This window comes from Flagellimonas abyssi, from assembly GCF_019457905.1.
Classification (GTDB): Bacteria; Bacteroidota; Bacteroidia; order Flavobacteriales; family Flavobacteriaceae; genus Flagellimonas; species Flagellimonas abyssi.
Map to the genome: position 1 here is coordinate 44,180 of NZ_JAHZSV010000008.1, position 18,403 is coordinate 62,582.

At 42.0% G+C, this 18,403-nt stretch carries 10 protein-coding genes; 1 reads left to right on the forward strand and 9 read right to left on the reverse strand.

The window, feature by feature from the left end; translation table 11 throughout:
* Positions 1-16 precede the first annotated feature (16 nt).
* The 9 genes from recQ to K1F36_RS07845 all read right to left on the reverse strand — a co-directional run bounded on the left by recQ (position 17) and on the right by K1F36_RS07845 (position 16,973).
* On the reverse strand, positions 17-2,101 hold the full coding sequence (gene recQ / locus K1F36_RS07805) for a DNA helicase RecQ (protein WP_220113319.1): 2,085 nt from the start codon (positions 2,099-2,101) through the stop codon (positions 17-19).
* 123 nt (positions 2,102-2,224) lie between these two features.
* Positions 2,225-3,082: an NHL repeat-containing protein gene (locus K1F36_RS07810; protein ID WP_220113320.1), complete on the reverse strand. Its 858-nt coding sequence runs from the start codon at positions 3,080-3,082 to the stop codon at positions 2,225-2,227.
* A complete protein-coding gene (locus K1F36_RS07815; RefSeq protein ID WP_220113321.1) occupies positions 3,075-3,974 on the reverse strand; it encodes a GyrI-like domain-containing protein in 900 nt (299 codons plus the stop codon). Before K1F36_RS07815 ends, K1F36_RS07810 begins: the two co-directional genes overlap by 8 nt.
* 22 nt (positions 3,975-3,996) lie before the next feature.
* Positions 3,997-5,328 carry a vanadium-dependent haloperoxidase gene (locus K1F36_RS07820; protein ID WP_220113322.1) on the reverse strand — a complete coding sequence of 444 codons (1,332 nt, stop codon included), beginning with the start codon at positions 5,326-5,328 and terminating at the stop codon, positions 3,997-3,999.
* 12 nt (positions 5,329-5,340) lie between these two features.
* Positions 5,341-8,580 (reverse strand): VCBS repeat-containing protein, encoded by a 3,240-nt coding sequence (locus tag K1F36_RS07825; protein ID WP_220113323.1) that lies wholly within the window; start codon positions 8,578-8,580, stop codon positions 5,341-5,343.
* Positions 8,573-11,920 carry a VCBS repeat-containing protein gene (locus K1F36_RS07830; RefSeq protein ID WP_220113324.1) on the reverse strand — a complete coding sequence of 1,116 codons (3,348 nt, stop codon included), beginning with the start codon at positions 11,918-11,920 and terminating at the stop codon, positions 8,573-8,575. Before K1F36_RS07830 ends, K1F36_RS07825 begins: the two co-directional genes overlap by 8 nt.
* Positions 11,917-12,177, reverse strand: a complete 261-nt coding sequence (locus K1F36_RS07835; protein ID WP_220113325.1) for a hypothetical protein — start codon at positions 12,175-12,177, stop codon at positions 11,917-11,919. Before K1F36_RS07835 ends, K1F36_RS07830 begins: the two co-directional genes overlap by 4 nt.
* Positions 12,178-12,259: 82 nt before the next feature.
* Positions 12,260-13,837 (reverse strand): RagB/SusD family nutrient uptake outer membrane protein, encoded by a 1,578-nt coding sequence (locus K1F36_RS07840; protein ID WP_220113326.1) that lies wholly within the window; start codon positions 13,835-13,837, stop codon positions 12,260-12,262.
* 10 nt (positions 13,838-13,847) lie between these two features.
* On the reverse strand, positions 13,848-16,973 hold the full coding sequence (locus tag K1F36_RS07845; RefSeq protein WP_220113327.1) for a SusC/RagA family TonB-linked outer membrane protein: 3,126 nt from the start codon (positions 16,971-16,973) through the stop codon (positions 13,848-13,850).
* Positions 16,974-17,344: 371 nt separating this feature from the next.
* Between K1F36_RS07845 and K1F36_RS07850 the strand changes: the two genes are divergently transcribed.
* The gene (locus tag K1F36_RS07850; RefSeq protein ID WP_176619330.1) at positions 17,345-18,364 is read left to right on the forward strand and encodes a LacI family DNA-binding transcriptional regulator; all 1,020 of its coding nucleotides are present in this window, start codon (positions 17,345-17,347) and stop codon (positions 18,362-18,364) included.
* Positions 18,365-18,403: the final 39 nt, after the last annotated feature.

The window sequence follows — 18,403 nt, forward strand, 5'->3', positions numbered from 1 at the left end:
ATTTTTAAGTGTCTTATCAATCCGGGTTTTCCAAAAGATAGAGTGCCATTCTAATTTTCCAATAAGGTATCTCTTCCTTAAAATGAATAAAATAAGGTTTCAGGCCTTCCACTTCATCACCAAGCTCGGCTTTGGCCGATTGGATTTTATTGATATCTTCTTTGGATATGAATTGATGTAAATCAATGGACCCACCCTCTTCGTGGACTTTAATAAAATGATTATAAATGGTATCTTCCTTCAATTCCCGTTGTCTAGAAATATCGGAGACCTTCATGCCTTTTTCAAATAGTGAAAATGAGAGCTCATGAGTGCTTTTCTTGGATGCCGACCAAGCATTGATGACTGTAAGGAAGCGTGCGCCATATTTGTTCTTTTTTGCTTCGCCCACGCCACTTACTTCCATAAAATCTGTAATTGTTTCGGGTAGTTTGGCTTCCATATCCCGCAACGTGTAATCGCTGAATACGATGTAGGCAGGTACTTTTTCTTCAACGGCTATTTCTGTACGGAGAGCTTTTAATTTATCGAACAGACCGGTGGATTGCATTCTTTCGGTTTTTTTGCCATGGGAAGTTTTTTCCACTTTCCGGAATAACGCAAGCTGGACTTTTCGACCTTCAAATAAAATTTGATTGGCCAAAGGGGTAAGCAGCAAGCGCCCATTCTCATGAAAACGAATCTCCAAAATACCTTGATTGACCATTTGGATGATATACTGTTGCAAATCCTGCCAAGAAATGTCCTTAACAGCACCAAAGGTTTTTATATTTTGATAGCCTTTGTCATATACTCGGGCATTTTGAGAACCACGGAGTACATCTACAACTATGGTTATAGCTTCTTGTTGCTTTAACCGATATACTGCCGAGCAGACTTTCTGTGCCAATATGGTACCATCGAAATATTGGGGAGGGGATTTACAATTGTCACAATGACCGCAATTTTCCGAAACATGTTCGCCAAAATAGTTCAACAAGGCAACACGACGACAGCTTAAGGCTTCGGCAAACTGTTGCATACGTTCTAATTTGGCTAGCTGTACATCCCTTGTGGGTGAATCTTCTATAAATTTTCGCAGTTGGATCACATCGGAAAAGCTGTAAAACAACAAAGTGTCTGCGGGCAGACCATCGCGCCCACTTCGACCAATTTCCTGATAGTACCCCTCAATATTTTTAGGCATGTTATAATGGATTACCCACCGTACATTGCTTTTGTCAATACCCATCCCAAAAGCAATGGTCGCCACGATTATTGATGTGCGGTCATTGACAAAGTCTTCTTGCACCCTGTTGCGTGCCTCTGCTTCCATTCCGGCGTGGTATGCCTTGGCGTTCAATCCATTATTGTTTAATTTTTCAGCTAGTTTTTCAGTGCCTTTTCGGCTCAGACAATAAATAATTCCATTTTGGTCTGTCCGTTGTTCCAAGAATTGGATTATTTGTTGAAACCGATTCGTCCCGGGACGTACTTCGAGAAATAGATTCTTTCGGTCGAAAGAAGCAATGTGCCTTTCTGCATTTTTTATATTGAGCTGTTCAAGAATATCGTTTTGCGCTGCACTATCGGCAGTGGCAGTAAATGCAGCTATTGGAACGTTTGGGAAAAGTTCCTTCAGTTGATTTAACTGCGTGTAGGCTGGACGAAAATCGTGTCCCCAAGCCGAAATACAGTGAGCTTCATCCACTGCGAACAAACTCACATTGTCATCGGTTAAATATGGTAGCAAATGTGGTAGGCTTTCGGGAGCTATGTATAGAAGCTTGATTTGCTGCGACTGAAGTTTTTTTAAAATTTCGTTTTGTGTTGCATGCGCCTGGCTGCTATTGTAAAATGATGCTGCAATACCGTTGGCCCGGAGTGCATCCACTTGATCCTTCATTAAGGCTATAAGGGGGGAAACCACAATGGCCGTCCCATTAAGAAGAAGTGCAGGTAACTGAAAACAAATAGACTTTCCACCACCGGTGGGCATTATGCACAAAAGGTCCGATCCTTCTAAAATACTACTGACAATGGCTTGCTGATTGGGCAAAAAGGAATCAAAACCAAAGTGCTCTTTTAAGAGCTGTAGGCTAAGTTGTTGTTTGGGAACCATAACTCCCAAATGTCATTAATTAAATGATTAAAAGCAAATTAGAAAGGTTACAGGGAAATTGTTTTATGACCAAGAGAGCGTCATAAAAATAGTATGTGTGAACGTTATATCAATATAATTGACTTATCGAAATCGGTATTGATAAAGCTTTCTACCTCCGTGCTTGTTTTCCTCATCGGCGACCAAGAGGGTTTTATCATCATAAAAGCACACTGATTCAATCTGGGTGTCGGTCTGTAGATCAATGACCTCAATAGAGGCTTTTGTAAAATCCGGAGCGGTGAAATCCGTCAGTAGAAAAATATATCCATAGCTTAACAGGGCAATGGTTTTGCCATCGGGAGAAATATCCGCACTGGTCACCGAACAATGATCCTGATCTCCGCATAGGAACAAGTCACCTAAAAATTCAGCCTCATATTCCCCTTTTTTATCGGGCACACGGTACATCAAAGTTTTTCCAGAATAGGGTCGTGTACGGTTTTTGGTAAAAATGTAGAGGTAATCGTTCAGATGGAAAAAGCCTTCTGTATCAAAATAAAGGCTGTCCTTCTCTGGTGGGAAGTTGGTTTGCTGAGGGTAAGAGAACTCAATCTTATCCGAGTTGGGCTCTTTTTTCCCCATTTCATCTTTGGTAACCTTATAAATGACCAAATCTTCCCGAGCATTTTTGTTGTTGCCAAAATCCCCAATATACAGGTTGCCTTCGGTATCCATGGTCAAATCTTCCCAATCAACGTTCTTGGCATGGTCAATTTTCAGTGATTCCTTAATATCACCCTTTTTATCGACCCTATAAATTTTATCCTTGTTACCACTATCTTCAATAACCCATATCTTGCCATCTTTGGTCACCTCCAAACCAGAAACTTCTTTGAGCTTGGAAGGGAATTTGGCCAGTTTTTCCAATTCGACCACATAGGTTTTCTGGGCACAGCCCTGCACTACAATCAATAAAAAAACAAGGGCAAGTTTATTCATCGGATTCTTTTATGGGCATGAATACTTCGGTGGTCCAATCCAGTCCATCCCCACCCATATTGGGGTTGTTATAGAAAATCTCGATAGGTTTTTTCTCTACGGGAATGTTGTTTTTTTGGGCGTAATCCAGCAAAGCGTACCATGCACGATCTGATGTTATATAGTGTCCATGGTAAACAGCCTTGATGGCATTTTTACGGTAAATCCGTTTGTATTTTATATCCGGGTGATCGGGGAGTTTTTCTGAACGGATGATGGGATTGCAAAAATTAAAGGAAAGACTGTTGTTTTTCAAATCCCAATCCAATACTTCCACAAAAGGGGGGCCGTTCAACTGGACTTCATTTTCCATAAGCAATATGTCCAAAAGGTTATAATTGGCCATCATTCCCTGTGTTTTGTTTTCGGGAGCGGTGTTCAGTGTGACGCAGGCACAAAATGATGAGAATATTTCTGCTTCACCTTCAATGGAAACACTGAATTTTTTTATGTGTTCAGTCAAAAAACCGTTGAAGTCTAAAAGTCGTTTTCGGGAACCTTTCTCAAAATTGGTATCTGAAAAAGGCACGGATAGCCTATTGTTGACCGAATTTTCAATATCCTTGATGTTTACTTGAACATCGCTCAAAGAATCGTGAATAGGGTTTATTTCCCATTCATATACATGAACGGAATCGTTCACATATATGGTTTGCTTAAAGTGACGTGGGCTTATATAATCTATAGGGCCTACAGAGTCAAAACTGTTGTTCCATGCTTTTACGGTTTCAAATATGGTCCCAGGAATTGCCTTGGCCTTAAAATTGACCTGATAATCTTGGGGCTTTAACAACAGGTACCACAAAATTACTCCTACCACTAGGGCAAGGATCATAGAAATAATCTTCTTCATAACTAAGGAGCAAAAATACGGATTAGCCTTTTGTCATATCCAATTTGTCGACTATAAATTTTCCTAGGTCCCTTCCTTGTTTAATACCTACCTCAATGGCAGCACGATAATGGATTCCTCCGTACATGCGGCTCAATGCGGCCTCGTCCGAGGCTTGGTTAAAGGATGTAAAGGAACGTACAGGCAAACCGTAGGGCACTTCGGTATCATCATCAAAGGCAAAATTGTCGCCGAATATATCGGTCAGCGCTATGGCCGCCGCACCGGATACAACACTGTGTCCACTGGTGTATTCAGGGAACGGAGGTGTTTGCAGTACGGGTTCCCAACTGTCATCGATGTACTCGTTGATAACGGTTTCAGGGCGAATAAGGTTACTTCTGTATTTTTCGTCCCAACAGCTGATAAAACCGTCGGCGATGGCAATGGATGTCTTTGTGTGAGCGTATACTGTTTTGGCAAAATCGGCATTGGTTTTTCTTGATGCAATTTTTGTGATGCCTATCCAGTGGGCCCCGGGAGTAATCTTCTTAGTGGCAAACATTAGGTGTCCTCTGGTCACGGAAACATATGGGTTACAATCCCAAAACTGGGCAATGGCTATTTCATCGGATTTGTCGCCTTTGCCCACCATACTTTTTCTGACTTCGTATACCTCCATTACTTCTTCATAGAATTTGGAGTCTTTCTCCATGGAAAATTCTGGTGGCGGAATGGGCTTGAACTGCTGTGCGGAATCAATTGCAAAGGGGCGTATCTTCATCCAATGTGGCTCAATCCCGTTCATATAGGCCGGGGGAGTGGGCTGCCAGCGAGAAGGGTCTTCCGAATCTACGGAGAACTTGGGCATAGTACGCGTTTCCTTGTAATTGTCCTTGTTCATCCAATCCCCTACAAAGTTGGCCACTTCCACCCCGTATTCCTTACTGGCATTAAAAACGGTCTCGTTTTTGTCCATCCAAATGGTGTAGAGACTATCCCTAAAACTTTCCATTCTTTCTTCGGAAAAGATGAGTCTCTTGCTAATGTCCATATGGGCGATCAAGGCGGCCATTTCGTAGTTGATGTTCTCACTGTTTTTAGGGTCCGGAATATTTTTCAAATCGGTTACCTGCCCTGCCAAGGATTTGTAGTCATCGTTGCCCTTGGCAACAATTTCGTATGCTGCAATGTTGGAGTAGGCGAATATTCTACTGGCCACCGGTGGAGAGAATATATCGTGGATCATTATTTCGATCACTTTGTCCACAGACGCATGGAATTCCTCTGGAGAAACTTCAACAGGTTCCTCTTTTTTTTGGCATGATGCCAAAACCAATACTACTGCTGTGATCAAACGTATTCTTTTTTTCATGGCCTTGAGAGATTAATCATTGATTTTATAGACTTGTGCTTTATCGTTATTGAATATAGCCAACAAATATTTTTTATGGTCGAGTGTAATTGTTCTTAAATGTCGGATTGATTTTTTGGTAAAATCCAATCCCAATTGGTTGCCCAGAATAATACTGCCATCACTTTTGATGAGGGCTCCTGGAAACGAATCCAATCTACCATGATAGGGTTTCACACCAAAATAATTGCCTCCGAGCAGCACTTCGGTATTTCCATCACCGGTAAAATCATCTACAACAAATGCAAGAATGGGAGATACTTGAAGTTCATTTTTAAATGGAACAAAAACAAAGCTGCCGCCGTCATTCCTTAAGTATCCGGATTTTAATGTATTTACCTGTAGTTGGGTGGACGATTTCAAAACATCCTCCCCAAATATTTCTTCCATGGTATCGCCGGCAAAGGATTTGTAGGTGGTGTATTTCTTTTTTAGGTACACCAACTGCGATGCCAATCCATCCAAAGTTTCCAATGGATAGTATTTTCCGTTTTTTTCCATGGCCGTTACCGTTTCCGTTTGACCATTATCGTCAAAATCATTGAAATACAATTTCATGGGATGCTCTTCGGAAGCTTTGAACCTAGAATTGGTGCCCCAGTTTCCAAGAAGATAATCGGTGTCTCCGTCCCCGTCAATGTCAAAGGCCTCAATGGCTTGCCACAGTCCTGGAATGTTTACGTGCTCTACTTCGGTAAACGTACCATTTTGATATTTTAAGAACTTGGGAGACATCCATTCCCCGACCAAAATAAGGTCGGTGGTGCCATCGCCATCAAAATCGCTCCAAATGGCATCGGTTACCATTCCCTTGGAAAATTTTTCAAAACCTTTCTTTATGTTGAAGGTTCCTTTGTCATTTTCCAGCAAATAGGAAGTGGCAGGGGCTCCAAACTTTGCTGTAATGGTGTGTCCGCCGATAAAAACGTCCAAATCGCCATCACCATCAAAATCAAAAGGAGCCACAACGGATGAGTTTTGATAGGATTCCGGTAATGCAATCCGTTGGAAAACTGAATCTTTTTGAACATAATAGGCATCCAGCAAGGCTTCCGACTTTCCAAAAAAGTCACCTCCACCCGAACTGACCATAAGGTCATTTTTACCATTATTGGTAAAGTCAGCAATGCTTGCAGAAATATTTTCCTGAATGGAGTCTTTTTGAAGGCTTTTCATTTTTTGGTTTATAAAAATGGAATCCTGTTGTACAAAAATTTGCGATGGTTCATATTTTGATCCCCCTATGAAAATATCTTCCTTGCCATCATTGTTTAAGTCGCCCGTGGCGAACGCTGGACCTCTATCCGATAGTTGATACGGAATCAGTTTTTCACGGTTAAAGTCCGTGTAGTTGTCCTCAACATGGGTAAAATCCAGGCCTAGATTATTTTCCACTGGACTGAACAAGGGTTTTTTACCTTCATAAAGTGAATTATAATCAAATGGTTTGGTGCCTTTTGGGGTCACCGTCAAGGTTTGGTTTACCGTAACGTTTCGTAATACTTGATAGGTCTTATCCGACCAAATGACTTTAATGGAGTCTATTGCGGATATATTTTTATATCCAAAGTGGACCATGGGTTCGGAAGAGGCCTGAAAACCACGGGTAGGGAACAATTCCTTGAACTGAAGCCCTCCATTCGCATAGGAATATACCTTGGTACCTATTCCAAATTTATTGTTTTCGGTATAGTCGAACTGTAATTTAAGATACTTGCCCGTGTCGTTGGTTTTATTGACGTACAAGGTTACAGGTTGGTTGATATTGTTTGTGACCAAATCCAAATCGCCATCGCCATCGAGGTCTCCCATGGCGGTTGCTCCGGAAACCAAGGTGTCCTTGGCAATCCATTTGTCGGACATGTCCTGAAAGTGGAGGTCTTCGCCGCCCTTAAAGACATAATTATGGACGCTGCCGGAAGGCATAAGGTCCAAAGCTTGTTGGTCTACCAGTTTGGTGTTGTCCATTTTGCTCTTGATCTGGTCGTTGGACACGAATTTGATAAAATCGAGGTCGTTGGGTCTTTTTGGAATTCCGTTGGAAATAAATAGGTCCTGCCGTCCATCAAGGTCGTAGTCGCCAAAAAGTGCGCTCCAGCTCCAATCGGTAGCGGCAATGCCACTCATCAATGCGGTTTCCATAAAGTTGCCATCGGGCTGGTTCACAAAGAGCATGTTGCGTGTAAACTGATAATGGTACCCAAAACGGTCAATACGCATTTTTTGGGTCTGGATGTTGTCATCCCCTTCGGAAGATTTAAGTGCAACTTCGTCTTCAGGTAGCATATCCAAGGAAAGAAAATCCGGTCTGCCATCGTTGTTGATATCGGCCACATCGTTCCCCATGGAGAAGCGGGAGGTGTGTCCAAAATATTTTTTCAAGCTCTCTGTAAAAGTGCCATCCCCATTGTTGAGGTAGTAGTAATCATCTTCGTGGAAATCGTTGCCTACATAAATGTCAGGATATCCGTCCTGATTGAAATCCGCTATTGCCAAGCCTAGGCCGTAACCGTTTACACCGCCATAAATACCGGCCTCCTCACTAACATCGGTAAACTTGCCATTGTCGTTTCGAAGTAATTTGTCCCCGGTTTCATACAATCTTTCGTACCTAAGGTCAAAACGCCCGAAGGAATTTTGTGTGTGCACGGCATGGTTGAGCAGGTACATATCGAGGTCGCCGTCCAGATCATAGTCAAAAAATGCTACATTGGAGCTATAGGAGTCAAAATCCAGTCCGTACTTGACAGCACTTTCCGTAAAAGTGTTGTCGCCATTGTTAATGTACAGTTCGTTGTGCCCGTTAAAACCATTGATTCCGACTACGGCACAAACGTATATATCCAGAAGTCCGTCCCCGTTTACATCGGCCATGGCAACACCGGTATTCCAATCGCTGTTTCCCTCGATTCCGGCCGAACTTGAGATGTCTTCAAACTCAAGGTTTCCTTTGTTGAGGTACAACTTGTTTTTTACTTGGTTTCCGGTAAAGAAAATATCTGGCAGTCCATCATTGTTGATATCTCCAATGGATACGCCACCACCATTATAAAAATAGAGATAGTCCAAAATACTCAGGTCTTTGGTGGAGGTAAGGGTATTGGTGAAGTCCAACCCGGTTTTTTTGGGGTCGGGGTTTTCAAAAAGGCTACCTCCTTTATTACAGGAAATGACCAGTAAGGCAAGGGACAATATGATGGGAAACCTATTCATTTAGGGCAAAGATCTTTGGTTTGTTGTTGTTGACGGCGGCAATAACATAAATTTTTCCGTTTTTGTCCTTGAACTGTTTCAAATATTTTACCTCGTCCCTGATTTTGAATCCACTGGTCTCGTAATCTTGCCAAGTGAATCCCATTTTTCCGTCTCCTAGCAACAAGTTTCCTTGGCTCGCATCCAATCGGGAAAACTGTGGCTTAAACTCGTAGTTGTTGCCTGCCATGATCAAATCCAAGTTGCCGTCGTTGTTTACATCGGTACAGGTAATGTCGCAAATGCAGGAAAGTTGTGCCTTTAGTGGTAAATTTATAATGGTAAATTTCCCCCCACCTTCGTTAATGGCAATTACCGATGCCGAGGTTTCTACCTTTTTTACAATGGATTTGTCCATCACCTCTTTAGGGAAAAGTTGGTGAATGGTACGATGGGCATAGTCCGAAGCCTTGAGGTTTTGCTTTTTGAGCGAGGGCAATTGTCCCGTAAGCTCACTTTTTTGGTGAATTGGGTAATCACCGCCATTTTCTTGCATGGTAACGATTTGCTCTATGGTTCCGTTGTTGTCGTAATCGTTGATGTACATTTTCATTGGGGCATATTCTTTTGGCTTGTAATGAAGGTTCAGGCCTTGGTTGCCCAATATTAAGTCTTGGTCGCCATCACCATCCAAGTCCGCGGTTTCCACGGTGTTCCACCATCCGTACAAACTGTCCAATGAGGTGGACATTTTGGTCAATCTTCTACCGGTGTTCTTGTAAATTTTTGGGGTATCCCATTCGGCTGAGACAATTAGATCGCTTTTACCATCACCATCGATATCGATCCATTTGGAATCGGTGACCATTCCAGCATCTTTTAAGTCGTAACCCAAACGTTCCGTTACGTTGGTAAAGGTACCATCTCCCATATTTTCCAAGAGGAGATGGTCTGGGGACACACCATATACACCAACAACACTCCGTGAACCGATAAAAAGGTCCACATCACCATCGTTGTCATAATCATATGGAGCTATAGTGGAAATATTCTTAAATGTTGATGGCAGTTCGTTTTCCGATTTTGAAAAGTTACCCTTCCCGTCATTTAAGTACAAACGTGCCCTGTAATTACGTTGCCTACCCACGTCATTTCCGCCGGAGCCCACGACCAGGTCCATGTCGCCATCGCCATCGGCATCGAAAAAGGTTGCTGCGACATCCTCATGCTCCTTATCCTCTTCAAAGACCGTGTTTTTGTTGAGAGAAACTTTTCCATTTCCTAGATGGGTGTAAATGGCCCCTGGTTGACCTTTGGCCCCACCGATAAAAAAATCCTCATTTCCGTCGCCATTTACATCTGCCACTGCCAATGATGGTCCTTCTTGCGAAAGTTTATGCGAAATCAGGCCTTCATAATCAAAGTCGTTATAGTTGTCTTCCTTATGTTGGACCATTAGGTTATTGTCCAATTCTGTCAAGAATGATCTTTTGGTTTCTTTTTTAGGAATGGAGTACGTTTCGGTTGCATTGGCGTGGTTCAAGTTAAGTACCTGATTGGCTTGTACATTTTCCAATTTTTGGGTAAGGTCATCTGGCCATATAATGCGGATGGAGTCCAATTTTTCGGATTTCCCCAGTCCGATGGTCATTTCATATTGTACAGAGGACTGGAAACCTCTTGATGGGATCAATTCTTGGTTTAAGATATTTCCATCAAAATAGACCTTGGCCAAAGTGCCTATGGCAAAGGGGTTGTTCTTTGGTCCCTTGAACTTTAGTTGGATGAAGTTGTTGTTCAACTGGGATTCGGTATTGTTCCTATAAATAAAAGCAGGTGTGTTTACGTTGTTGATCACTATATCCAGGTCCCCATCGTTGTCCAAGTCGGCATATGCGGAACCGTTGGAGCGGGTAGGGAGTTCGAAACCCCATTCTTTGTTGGCATTTGTAAAGGAAATGTCGCCATTGTTCTTGTAGGCATAATTGGGCTGTGGGTTCACCGGCATTTTATTGATAATGGAATCAATGGATTCCTTTTTGCCTGTTAAAGCCATTTTTTGGACTATCTCATTGGCGAAGAAATCCACAAAATCCAAATCGGTGAGGTCATGATTGATACCATTGGTGATGAATATGTCCTTAAGGCCATCGTTGTCCATATCGAACATGAGCCCTGCCCAGCTCCAATCTGTGGCATCGACACCACTGTAGTTGGCGACTTCTGAGAAAGTTCCATTGCCGTTGTTGAGCTGTAATGTATTCTGGATGTATTGCTGACCAAAATCCTTGTTCTGCTTGAGGTCAAAAATGTTATATCCCTCAAATTCCATCACGGATTTTACACGATGTTCTTGTTCTGGCAGCATTTCGGTAATAAAGATGTCGTTGTGTCCGTCATTATTGATGTCTGCAATATCAATTCCCATGGCGGAAAGGCTCAAATGCGAGACCCATTCCTTGATTTCTTCATTGAACGTACCATCTTTTTGATTGATGTAGAGATAATCCCTTTCATAGAAATCATTGGAAATATAAATGTCGGGGTAAAGGTCGCCATTAAAATCCGTGACCATTACACCAAGACCGAAACCGATAAGGCTTCCATAGATTCCAGCTTCTTCGCTTACATCCACAAATTTACCATTGTCGTTTCTTAGGAGCATATCGCCAACACCTTTGAAGATGTCCGGAACCCCCTCCCAGTCCTGAGCACGAACTTCTCGCTGCTCTGCGTACCCCAGGCTGCTTACGGGAATATTACTGTTGTTAAGAATATAGACATCCAAATCACCGTCCTTGTCATAATCAAAAAAGGAAGCATGTGTGGTAAAGCCTGTTTTGGCCAAATTGTATTCGTCTGCTCTTTCTGTAAATGTAAGGTCCCCATTGTTGATGTATAGGTCATTGTCGTGGTTGTTGCCTTCCATGTTCCCTGCGTTGCAGACGTATATGTCCAACAAGCCATCGTTGTTAATATCGACCATTACAACCCCGGTGGACCATGGTTTGTTGCCGAGTACACCTGCATTTTCGGAAATATCCTCGAACTTCATGCCCCCTTTGTTCAGGTAGAGCCTGTTAGGTTCCATGTTGCCGGTAAGGTAAATGTCCTGTAACCCATCGTTGTTGATGTCCCCAATGGCAACACCCCCACCATTGTAGAAGTTCCGGTACTTAAAAATGTTGAAGTTTTTCTGATTTTCTACTTTATTGATAAAGTTCACACCTGTTTCCTCTGGTTTTAAAAGTGTGAAAAGAGTCTCGGTGGTGGCTTGTTCCCCCGTTTGATTTTCACTCTTGTTATTACAGGAAGTAAAGGCAAGAACTACAAGGCATGCTGCTATATATTTCAGTTTCATTTAGCGTTTTGTTTTTTTACCAAAAAAATGGGAGCATCATTATTCATCGTGACAATGAATTCTTGGTTCCCATCAATACGTATCATTTCAATTTTTCTGGCAGCACCGGATATTCCCATATTTTCTTTCCAACGTACATCCCCAAATTCATCATTTGTCAATAAAAACCCATGTGAAGCGTCCAATCTACCAAGTTGGGTGCTTATCTCAAAATTATTGGTAGCCATTAATATTTCATTAATCCTTTTTTTGCCCATTTTTTATGGTTTTGGACTAAAAAGCAATGCCGCCCTTTTGGATAAAGGACGGCATTAATATTAAACTGCTTAAACTTTAAGTTTAGTACCCAGGATTTTGAACTAGGTTAGGGTTGGATAATAATGCTGTTGCCGGTATGGGGAACAGGTTTACATTATCATCACCACTAATTTCCTTAAGACCCCATGGAGCTGAAAATTGACCAAATCTTACCAAATCATTTCTTCTCCAGAATTCAATAAATAGTTCTCGTGCTCTTTCGTCAAGAAGTGCCTGTTCATCAACACTGCCCAAATCAGGAGTGTCCTCTCTTAAACTTCTTAGCTCGTTGACCATTGCTGTTGGGTTACCTCCCATTCGCATCATTGCTTCGGCCTTCATCAAATGAGCATCGGCATATCTGAAAATAATCTGGTGTTGTCTGTATGAATTCACTTGATCATCCTCATCAGTTGGATCGTAAGGGTGGTATTTGATTACACGAACACCTTCTGCCTCACCGTTACCAACAAGTGATGGAAATTCTTTTTGGAAGACCAATGGCTGGTCTTGTCTGTTGGTCAATGGAGTACCATCCTCATTGTATTGCAGGCCTATTAGGAAACCATATCCAATACCAAGATTCTCACTATTTGCCGTAGCGGCATCAGGTACAAAACCTCTTCTTTCCTCTTGTCCGTCCCCCACATAGTTCGTGTTGGGATCTCCTTCGAAAAGATCGTAGAATTCGGCCAAAGTCGAAAAACCGTTCCATCCACCCCCTGCGTTGTCGGGAGAGTTTTGGTTATAGTGCAGACTGTTCCAGATCCTAGCTCCTAAGTCACTTCTAAGGAACAGAATAGTCTCGCTATCATCGGTAGGCTCAAATATTTGGAAGTATCCTTCTTGAACTGCAAAGCCACTTGCACTGATTTCATCAACCAAATCAATCACATTTTGCATGTCAGCATTGTCAGCAGTGCCAGTGCCTTTATAAACATGCCCGTTCAAGTAAAGTTTGGCCAATAGAAACTTGGCGGCTTCTTGACTTGCCAATCCAACATTTTCCACACCGGGTCCAACAGATGGCAAAGCTGCAATCGCATCCGTCAAATCTGTTTCTATAAAGCTATATGCTTCTAGTCTTGTTAGAACAGTAGGATTAACATCCGGACCTTCATCCACCCCTCTAAAAGGAACAGAACCGAATAGATCCATAACAAAGAACATGTTGAAAGCTCTTAAGAACTTGGCTTGGGCTACAGTGCTGGCATCGGCGCTTGTTGTCTCAATGATTTCAGAAGACCTGAAGATGTTCTGGTTCAAATTGTTCCATGCAGCTTTAATAAAGGCATGGTCCGGAGTCCAGGTATGTGTGTGCAATTGTCTCCAAACACCGTTATCTCCCCAGTCTGTTCCCCTTGTAGGGACCAACAGCTCATCGGAAGTTACTTCAGATAACGAGTACATGCTTTCTTGGGTGGCGAAATCGCCCCCAACTTTGTTGTACAAATCGTTCAATGCACTGGAAGGATTCGATACTCCAGAAAACCCAGTGTCTCCTGTGTCTTCACTAATTAGGGAGTCTGTTTCTTCAATTTCCAAATCGGTACAAGAGAAGGTAAGACCTAATATAAAGAGTGAAGCAAAAACAAATTTTTTATATGTTTCTAGTTTCATGCTTATTTTTTTAAAAAGTTACGCTAAAGCCAAAAGTGTATGTTCTTGGCCTTGGGAATGATGAGTAATCGATACCGGCGATCGGCAGACCGTTCAAAAGGTCGTTAGATGCTGGAGTAACACTTACTTCAGGGTCTAAACCACTGTAATCAGTGATTACAAAAAGGTTCTGGCCTGTGATGCTCAACCTCATTGTTTTGAATAGGCCATCACCAGAAAGGGGCACGTTGTACCCTATCGAAGCTGTTTGTAACCTGACAAAATCACCTTTCTCCAAGAATCTTGTAGAAACAGAAGCTTCTGCAAATCGGCTTTCCTGTCCCGCCAAGTCCACTACATCTTTAATAACATTGTTACCGCTTCCAATAGCACCTGCCGTAAAGAAGGCATTAGCGGTGTTGTTATAAATGTAATTTCCAAATTGTCCTGTGAAGTACAAAGATGCATCCCAGTTTTTATAGTTTGCTGAAGTCGAGAAACCTCCTGTGAAATCGGGCAGAGCACTTTTGCCAACAAATTGTTGGTTGTCCGTACCACCCTCGTGAACAGGGTTTCCATTCTCATCAAACCCAGTGAACTCCCTTAAATAGAAAGAATAAAGAGGTTGTCCAGACTGTAAACGTTGTGCGAAAGCGTTGGTAAGACCGGCACCTCTAATTGTTCCAGCAGGAATGGCTCCGTCAAAATCTTGAATTTCGTTTTTGTTGTACGCCATGTTAAAACCTGCGGTCCAGAAGAAGTCCTCACCTTGGATAATATCATAATTAAGGGAGAATTCCACACCTTGGTTCAAGACCATTGCATCCAAGTTCTGGAAAAAGAATGGTTGTGGGGATGGTTGCGCAGCTTCAACGCTGAGCAATAAATCTCTTGTTTCTTTACGGTACACATCCACGCTACCATTTAAACGGTCGTTGGCAAAACCAAAGTCGATACCAACACCGTATTGTGTTGTTTCCTCCCACTTAAGGTCAGGATTGGCAAAATCCACAGTGCTAGTACCAGGTACATTAACGGCACCACCGTCACCTACACTTCCTCCCGAGTATCTTTCCCTTCTTACAAACCTACCGTAGCCAATACCATCTTGGTTACCTGTAATACCGTAGCTCAATCTTAATTTAAGGGTAGATACGGCATCTCCTATAAAATCCTCTTCGTTGATTTTCCAAGCAAAGGCTGCGGATGGAAAAATACCATACTTGTTGTTTTCACCAAAACGGGAAGAACCATCTGCTCTTACGGTCGCTGTGAACAAATATTTATTGGCCAAGGTATAGTTGACCCTTCCAAAGAAAGATTGAAGTTCATCTGTGTTATCAAATGTGTCGGCAAACAATGCCCTTACATCAACCCCTGAGGTTTCACCTAAAAACTCTGTTTCCGGTGTCTCTGTGAACAATCGGTTCACGAAAAGTCCATTGGGATTATTGGGTACATCGAAAGAGTATCCGTACTGTTGGTAATTCCCTGAAATCATGGATTCAAGAGTGGCAGCCGAATTGAAAAGATCTCTTGGCATTTGATTAAGGTCTGCTGATGCATATCCCCATCCCTCTATATTTCTTCCTCTTCTATTGAAATCCTGATAAGAGAAACCTACCAAGGCATCCAAATTGGAATTGTCAAACTCTTTGGTATAATTTAATGTGGCTTCCAATAGGCGGTTCTCATTTATAAGGTCGTTCAATGCACCTCTACCATTATTAGCGGCACCACGTGCCACGTTGAAGGACTCAGAAGTCAAAGAGGCCTCTCTTTTAGAGTCTGATTTATCGTAACCAACAGTAACTTTTCCCGTCAATTCGCTTGTAATATCATATTCAGCGGAGAAATTGACCAATACACGATCAGTGTACGTCATACTCTGCCAGTTGTTCAAAAGGTTCAATGGATTGATCCTATCCCCAGGATTGAAGTCTGGATTGGCTGGCCAAGTAGGATTGGCCGCATAAGAAGCTCCCAGCAAGTCCCCAGTAGATCCGGCACTACCACTCAATGGAGGTGCTTCGTCATTCACCCTCGAAAGTGTACCCTGCAAATTTAGACGTAACTTGTCTTCCAAGAATCGGTGAGTGGCATTAAGTCTTCCGGTAATTCTTTCCTGAGAAGATTTTTCGATTACCCCAAATTGCTTTCCATAGTTAAAGGTTGCCCTTACGTTACCGGAACCGTAATTTTGGGAATAAGCCAAGTTATTATTGGTGGAAGCTGTAGACCTTGTAACAAGATTTTGCCAATCTGTATTTCCTCCGGCATTAATAGCTTGTCCTCCGAATGTATCAACTGCAGAAAGGAATTCAGAGGCGTTAAGAATGTCAAAACTTTCAGCAGGCGTGGAGTAGCTCAAATCAGAAGAATATTCCCAAGTTCCGCCTCTTGCACCAGTTTTACCACTTTTAGTAGTAATGATAACAACACCATTGGCACCCCTGGAACCATATATTGCTGTTGCAGAAGCATCCTTAAGGATACTCATGCTTTCAATATCATTAGGGTTAAGGAAACTCAACGGGTTTCTTGCCGAGCTGGATCCAACACCAATGTTTGTTCCTTCGGATGAAGTGTCACCAGAAGGTAACGGAACTCCATCAACTACAAATAAAGGATTATTGTTGGACCTTACCGAAGAGGTACCTCTAATCCTAATGGCGACACCGGAACCGGGCTCTCCACTACCTTGTGCTATCTGAACACCAGCGGTTTTACCTTGGATCAATTGTTCTGGTGAGGAAATAACCCCTTTGTTAAAATCCTCCGAGGTAACGGCCGATACAGCACCTGTTGCATCCTTTACGGTAGTTTGGCCGTAACCTATAATTACAACCTCGTCCAAAGCTTGTGCATCTTCGGCCAAGGTAATATCAATGGAGGATTGTCCATTGACTGCAATTTCTTGGGTCTTGTAACCGATGTAGCTAAAAACCAAGGTAGCGGCACCTTCCACATTGTTAAGTGTGTAGTTACCGTCAAAGTCGGTCTGCGTACCGTTGGTAGTACCTTTTACCAATACGCTTGCCCCTGGCAAAGGTCCGTTCGCATCCGAAACGGTACCTGATACTGTTTGAGCTTTTACCAACCCAAAGCACAGGAATGCTCCGAGCATTAAAAAGCTCCTTAGTAGCGTAATCTTCATAAATAATTAATTTTAAGTTTAGTTAATTTTAATTCAAGTGTTAAACATATATAAAAAAAAGGTTAATCAAAATTTAAGTATATTGCAATATTCAACGAAACCGTTTTCGTGTTAACAACTTTATGGGGTGTAGATTTCACAATTTTAAATCTGCAAGTTTGTTTAATTCCCAATTAAGTTTGCGGGAATTACGAAATCAGCAATAATCCCTCTAATATAGCAATTTTATTTTTTGAACAATATTTTTATTGAAGACATCTCCAGACAATGGATGTTCATGTTTTGTTAAAAAAGTAAAACACGTAGATTGCATTGTTTTGATTATTGAGTAATTTTCAAGACCGAATTAGACTACTACAAAAAAAATATAATTGAAAGCCAAGATTACATTAAAGGATATAGCAAGAGAACTTGAAGTGTCCATTTCTACCGTCTCCAAAGCACTAAAGAACAGCGAGGAAATCAGCAGGGATACCAAAGAGAAGGTCCAGGCCTTTGCTAAGCTTTATAATTACAAGCCAAATAATATAGCAATCAGCTTAAAAAACAAGAGAACCAAAAATATTGGGGTAGTGATTCCGGACATTGTCCATCATTTCTTTACCACCGTTATCCGTGGTATTGAGAAGTATGCAAATGCTCGTGGTTATAATGTTATCGTTTGTCTTTCTGAAGAGTCTTTTGACAAGGAGGTCATCAATATGGAAATGTTGGCCAATGGTAGTATCGACGGTTTCATCATGTCGCTTTCTTCCCAAACACAGGAGAAAGGGGATTACAATCATTTAAAGGAAGTGACCGATCAAGGTATTCCTGTGGTGCTTTTTGATAGAATTACCCATGAGATCGATTGTGATAAAGTGATTATAGACGATGAGCTTGGTGCTTACCAGGCAACAAAAAAATTTATAGACCAAGGTAAGAGAAAAATAGCACTGATTACCACGGATGACTACCTAAGTGTAAGCAAGGCCCGGACCAAGGGATATTGGAAAGCATTGCAGGAAAGTGAAATGGGAGCCGATGAATCCATGATTCTAAAGATGCCATCAATGGAGATGGACGAAGAAGCCATCAAAACCTTTTTGGATAAGAAGGAGCCCGATGCCGTTTTATGTGTAAATGAAATCTTTGCCGTCTGCGGTATGCGATTTGTTCAGAAAAAAGGCCTAAGAATACCCGAGGATATTGCATTTATCGGATTTACTGATGGAGTTTTGTCCAAATATGCCAATCCAAGTCTTACCGTTGTGGCACAACATGGTGAAAAAATGGGCGAGGAGTCGGCAAGGATGTTGATAGATAAGGTTGAGAGCGAGGCGGAAGAGGAGACCTATCAAACCAAAATTCTAGAGCCTACTTTGGTAATAAGGGATTCCATCGCCCACTGACTTCAACCAAATGGTTAAATGTATTAAGCATGAGAACCA

Coding starts and splice junctions, on each gene's coding strand:
- recQ (WP_220113319.1), bottom strand. CDS start 2,101: ATGGTTCCCAAACAACAACTTAGCCTACAGCTCTTAAAAGAGCACTTT.
- K1F36_RS07815 (WP_220113321.1), bottom strand. CDS start 3,974: ATGAAGAAGATTATTTCTATGATCCTTGCCCTAGTGGTAGGAGTAATT.
- K1F36_RS07840 (WP_220113326.1), bottom strand. CDS start 13,837: ATGAAACTAGAAACATATAAAAAATTTGTTTTTGCTTCACTCTTTATA.
- K1F36_RS07820 (WP_220113322.1), bottom strand. CDS start 5,328: ATGAAAAAAAGAATACGTTTGATCACAGCAGTAGTATTGGTTTTGGCA.
- K1F36_RS07810 (WP_220113320.1), bottom strand. CDS start 3,082: ATGAATAAACTTGCCCTTGTTTTTTTATTGATTGTAGTGCAGGGCTGT.
- K1F36_RS07830 (WP_220113324.1), bottom strand. CDS start 11,920: ATGAAACTGAAATATATAGCAGCATGCCTTGTAGTTCTTGCCTTTACT.
- K1F36_RS07825 (WP_220113323.1), bottom strand. CDS start 8,580: ATGAATAGGTTTCCCATCATATTGTCCCTTGCCTTACTGGTCATTTCC.
- K1F36_RS07845 (WP_220113327.1), bottom strand. CDS start 16,973: ATGAAGATTACGCTACTAAGGAGCTTTTTAATGCTCGGAGCATTCCTG.
- K1F36_RS07835 (WP_220113325.1), bottom strand. CDS start 12,177: ATGGGCAAAAAAAGGATTAATGAAATATTAATGGCTACCAATAATTTT.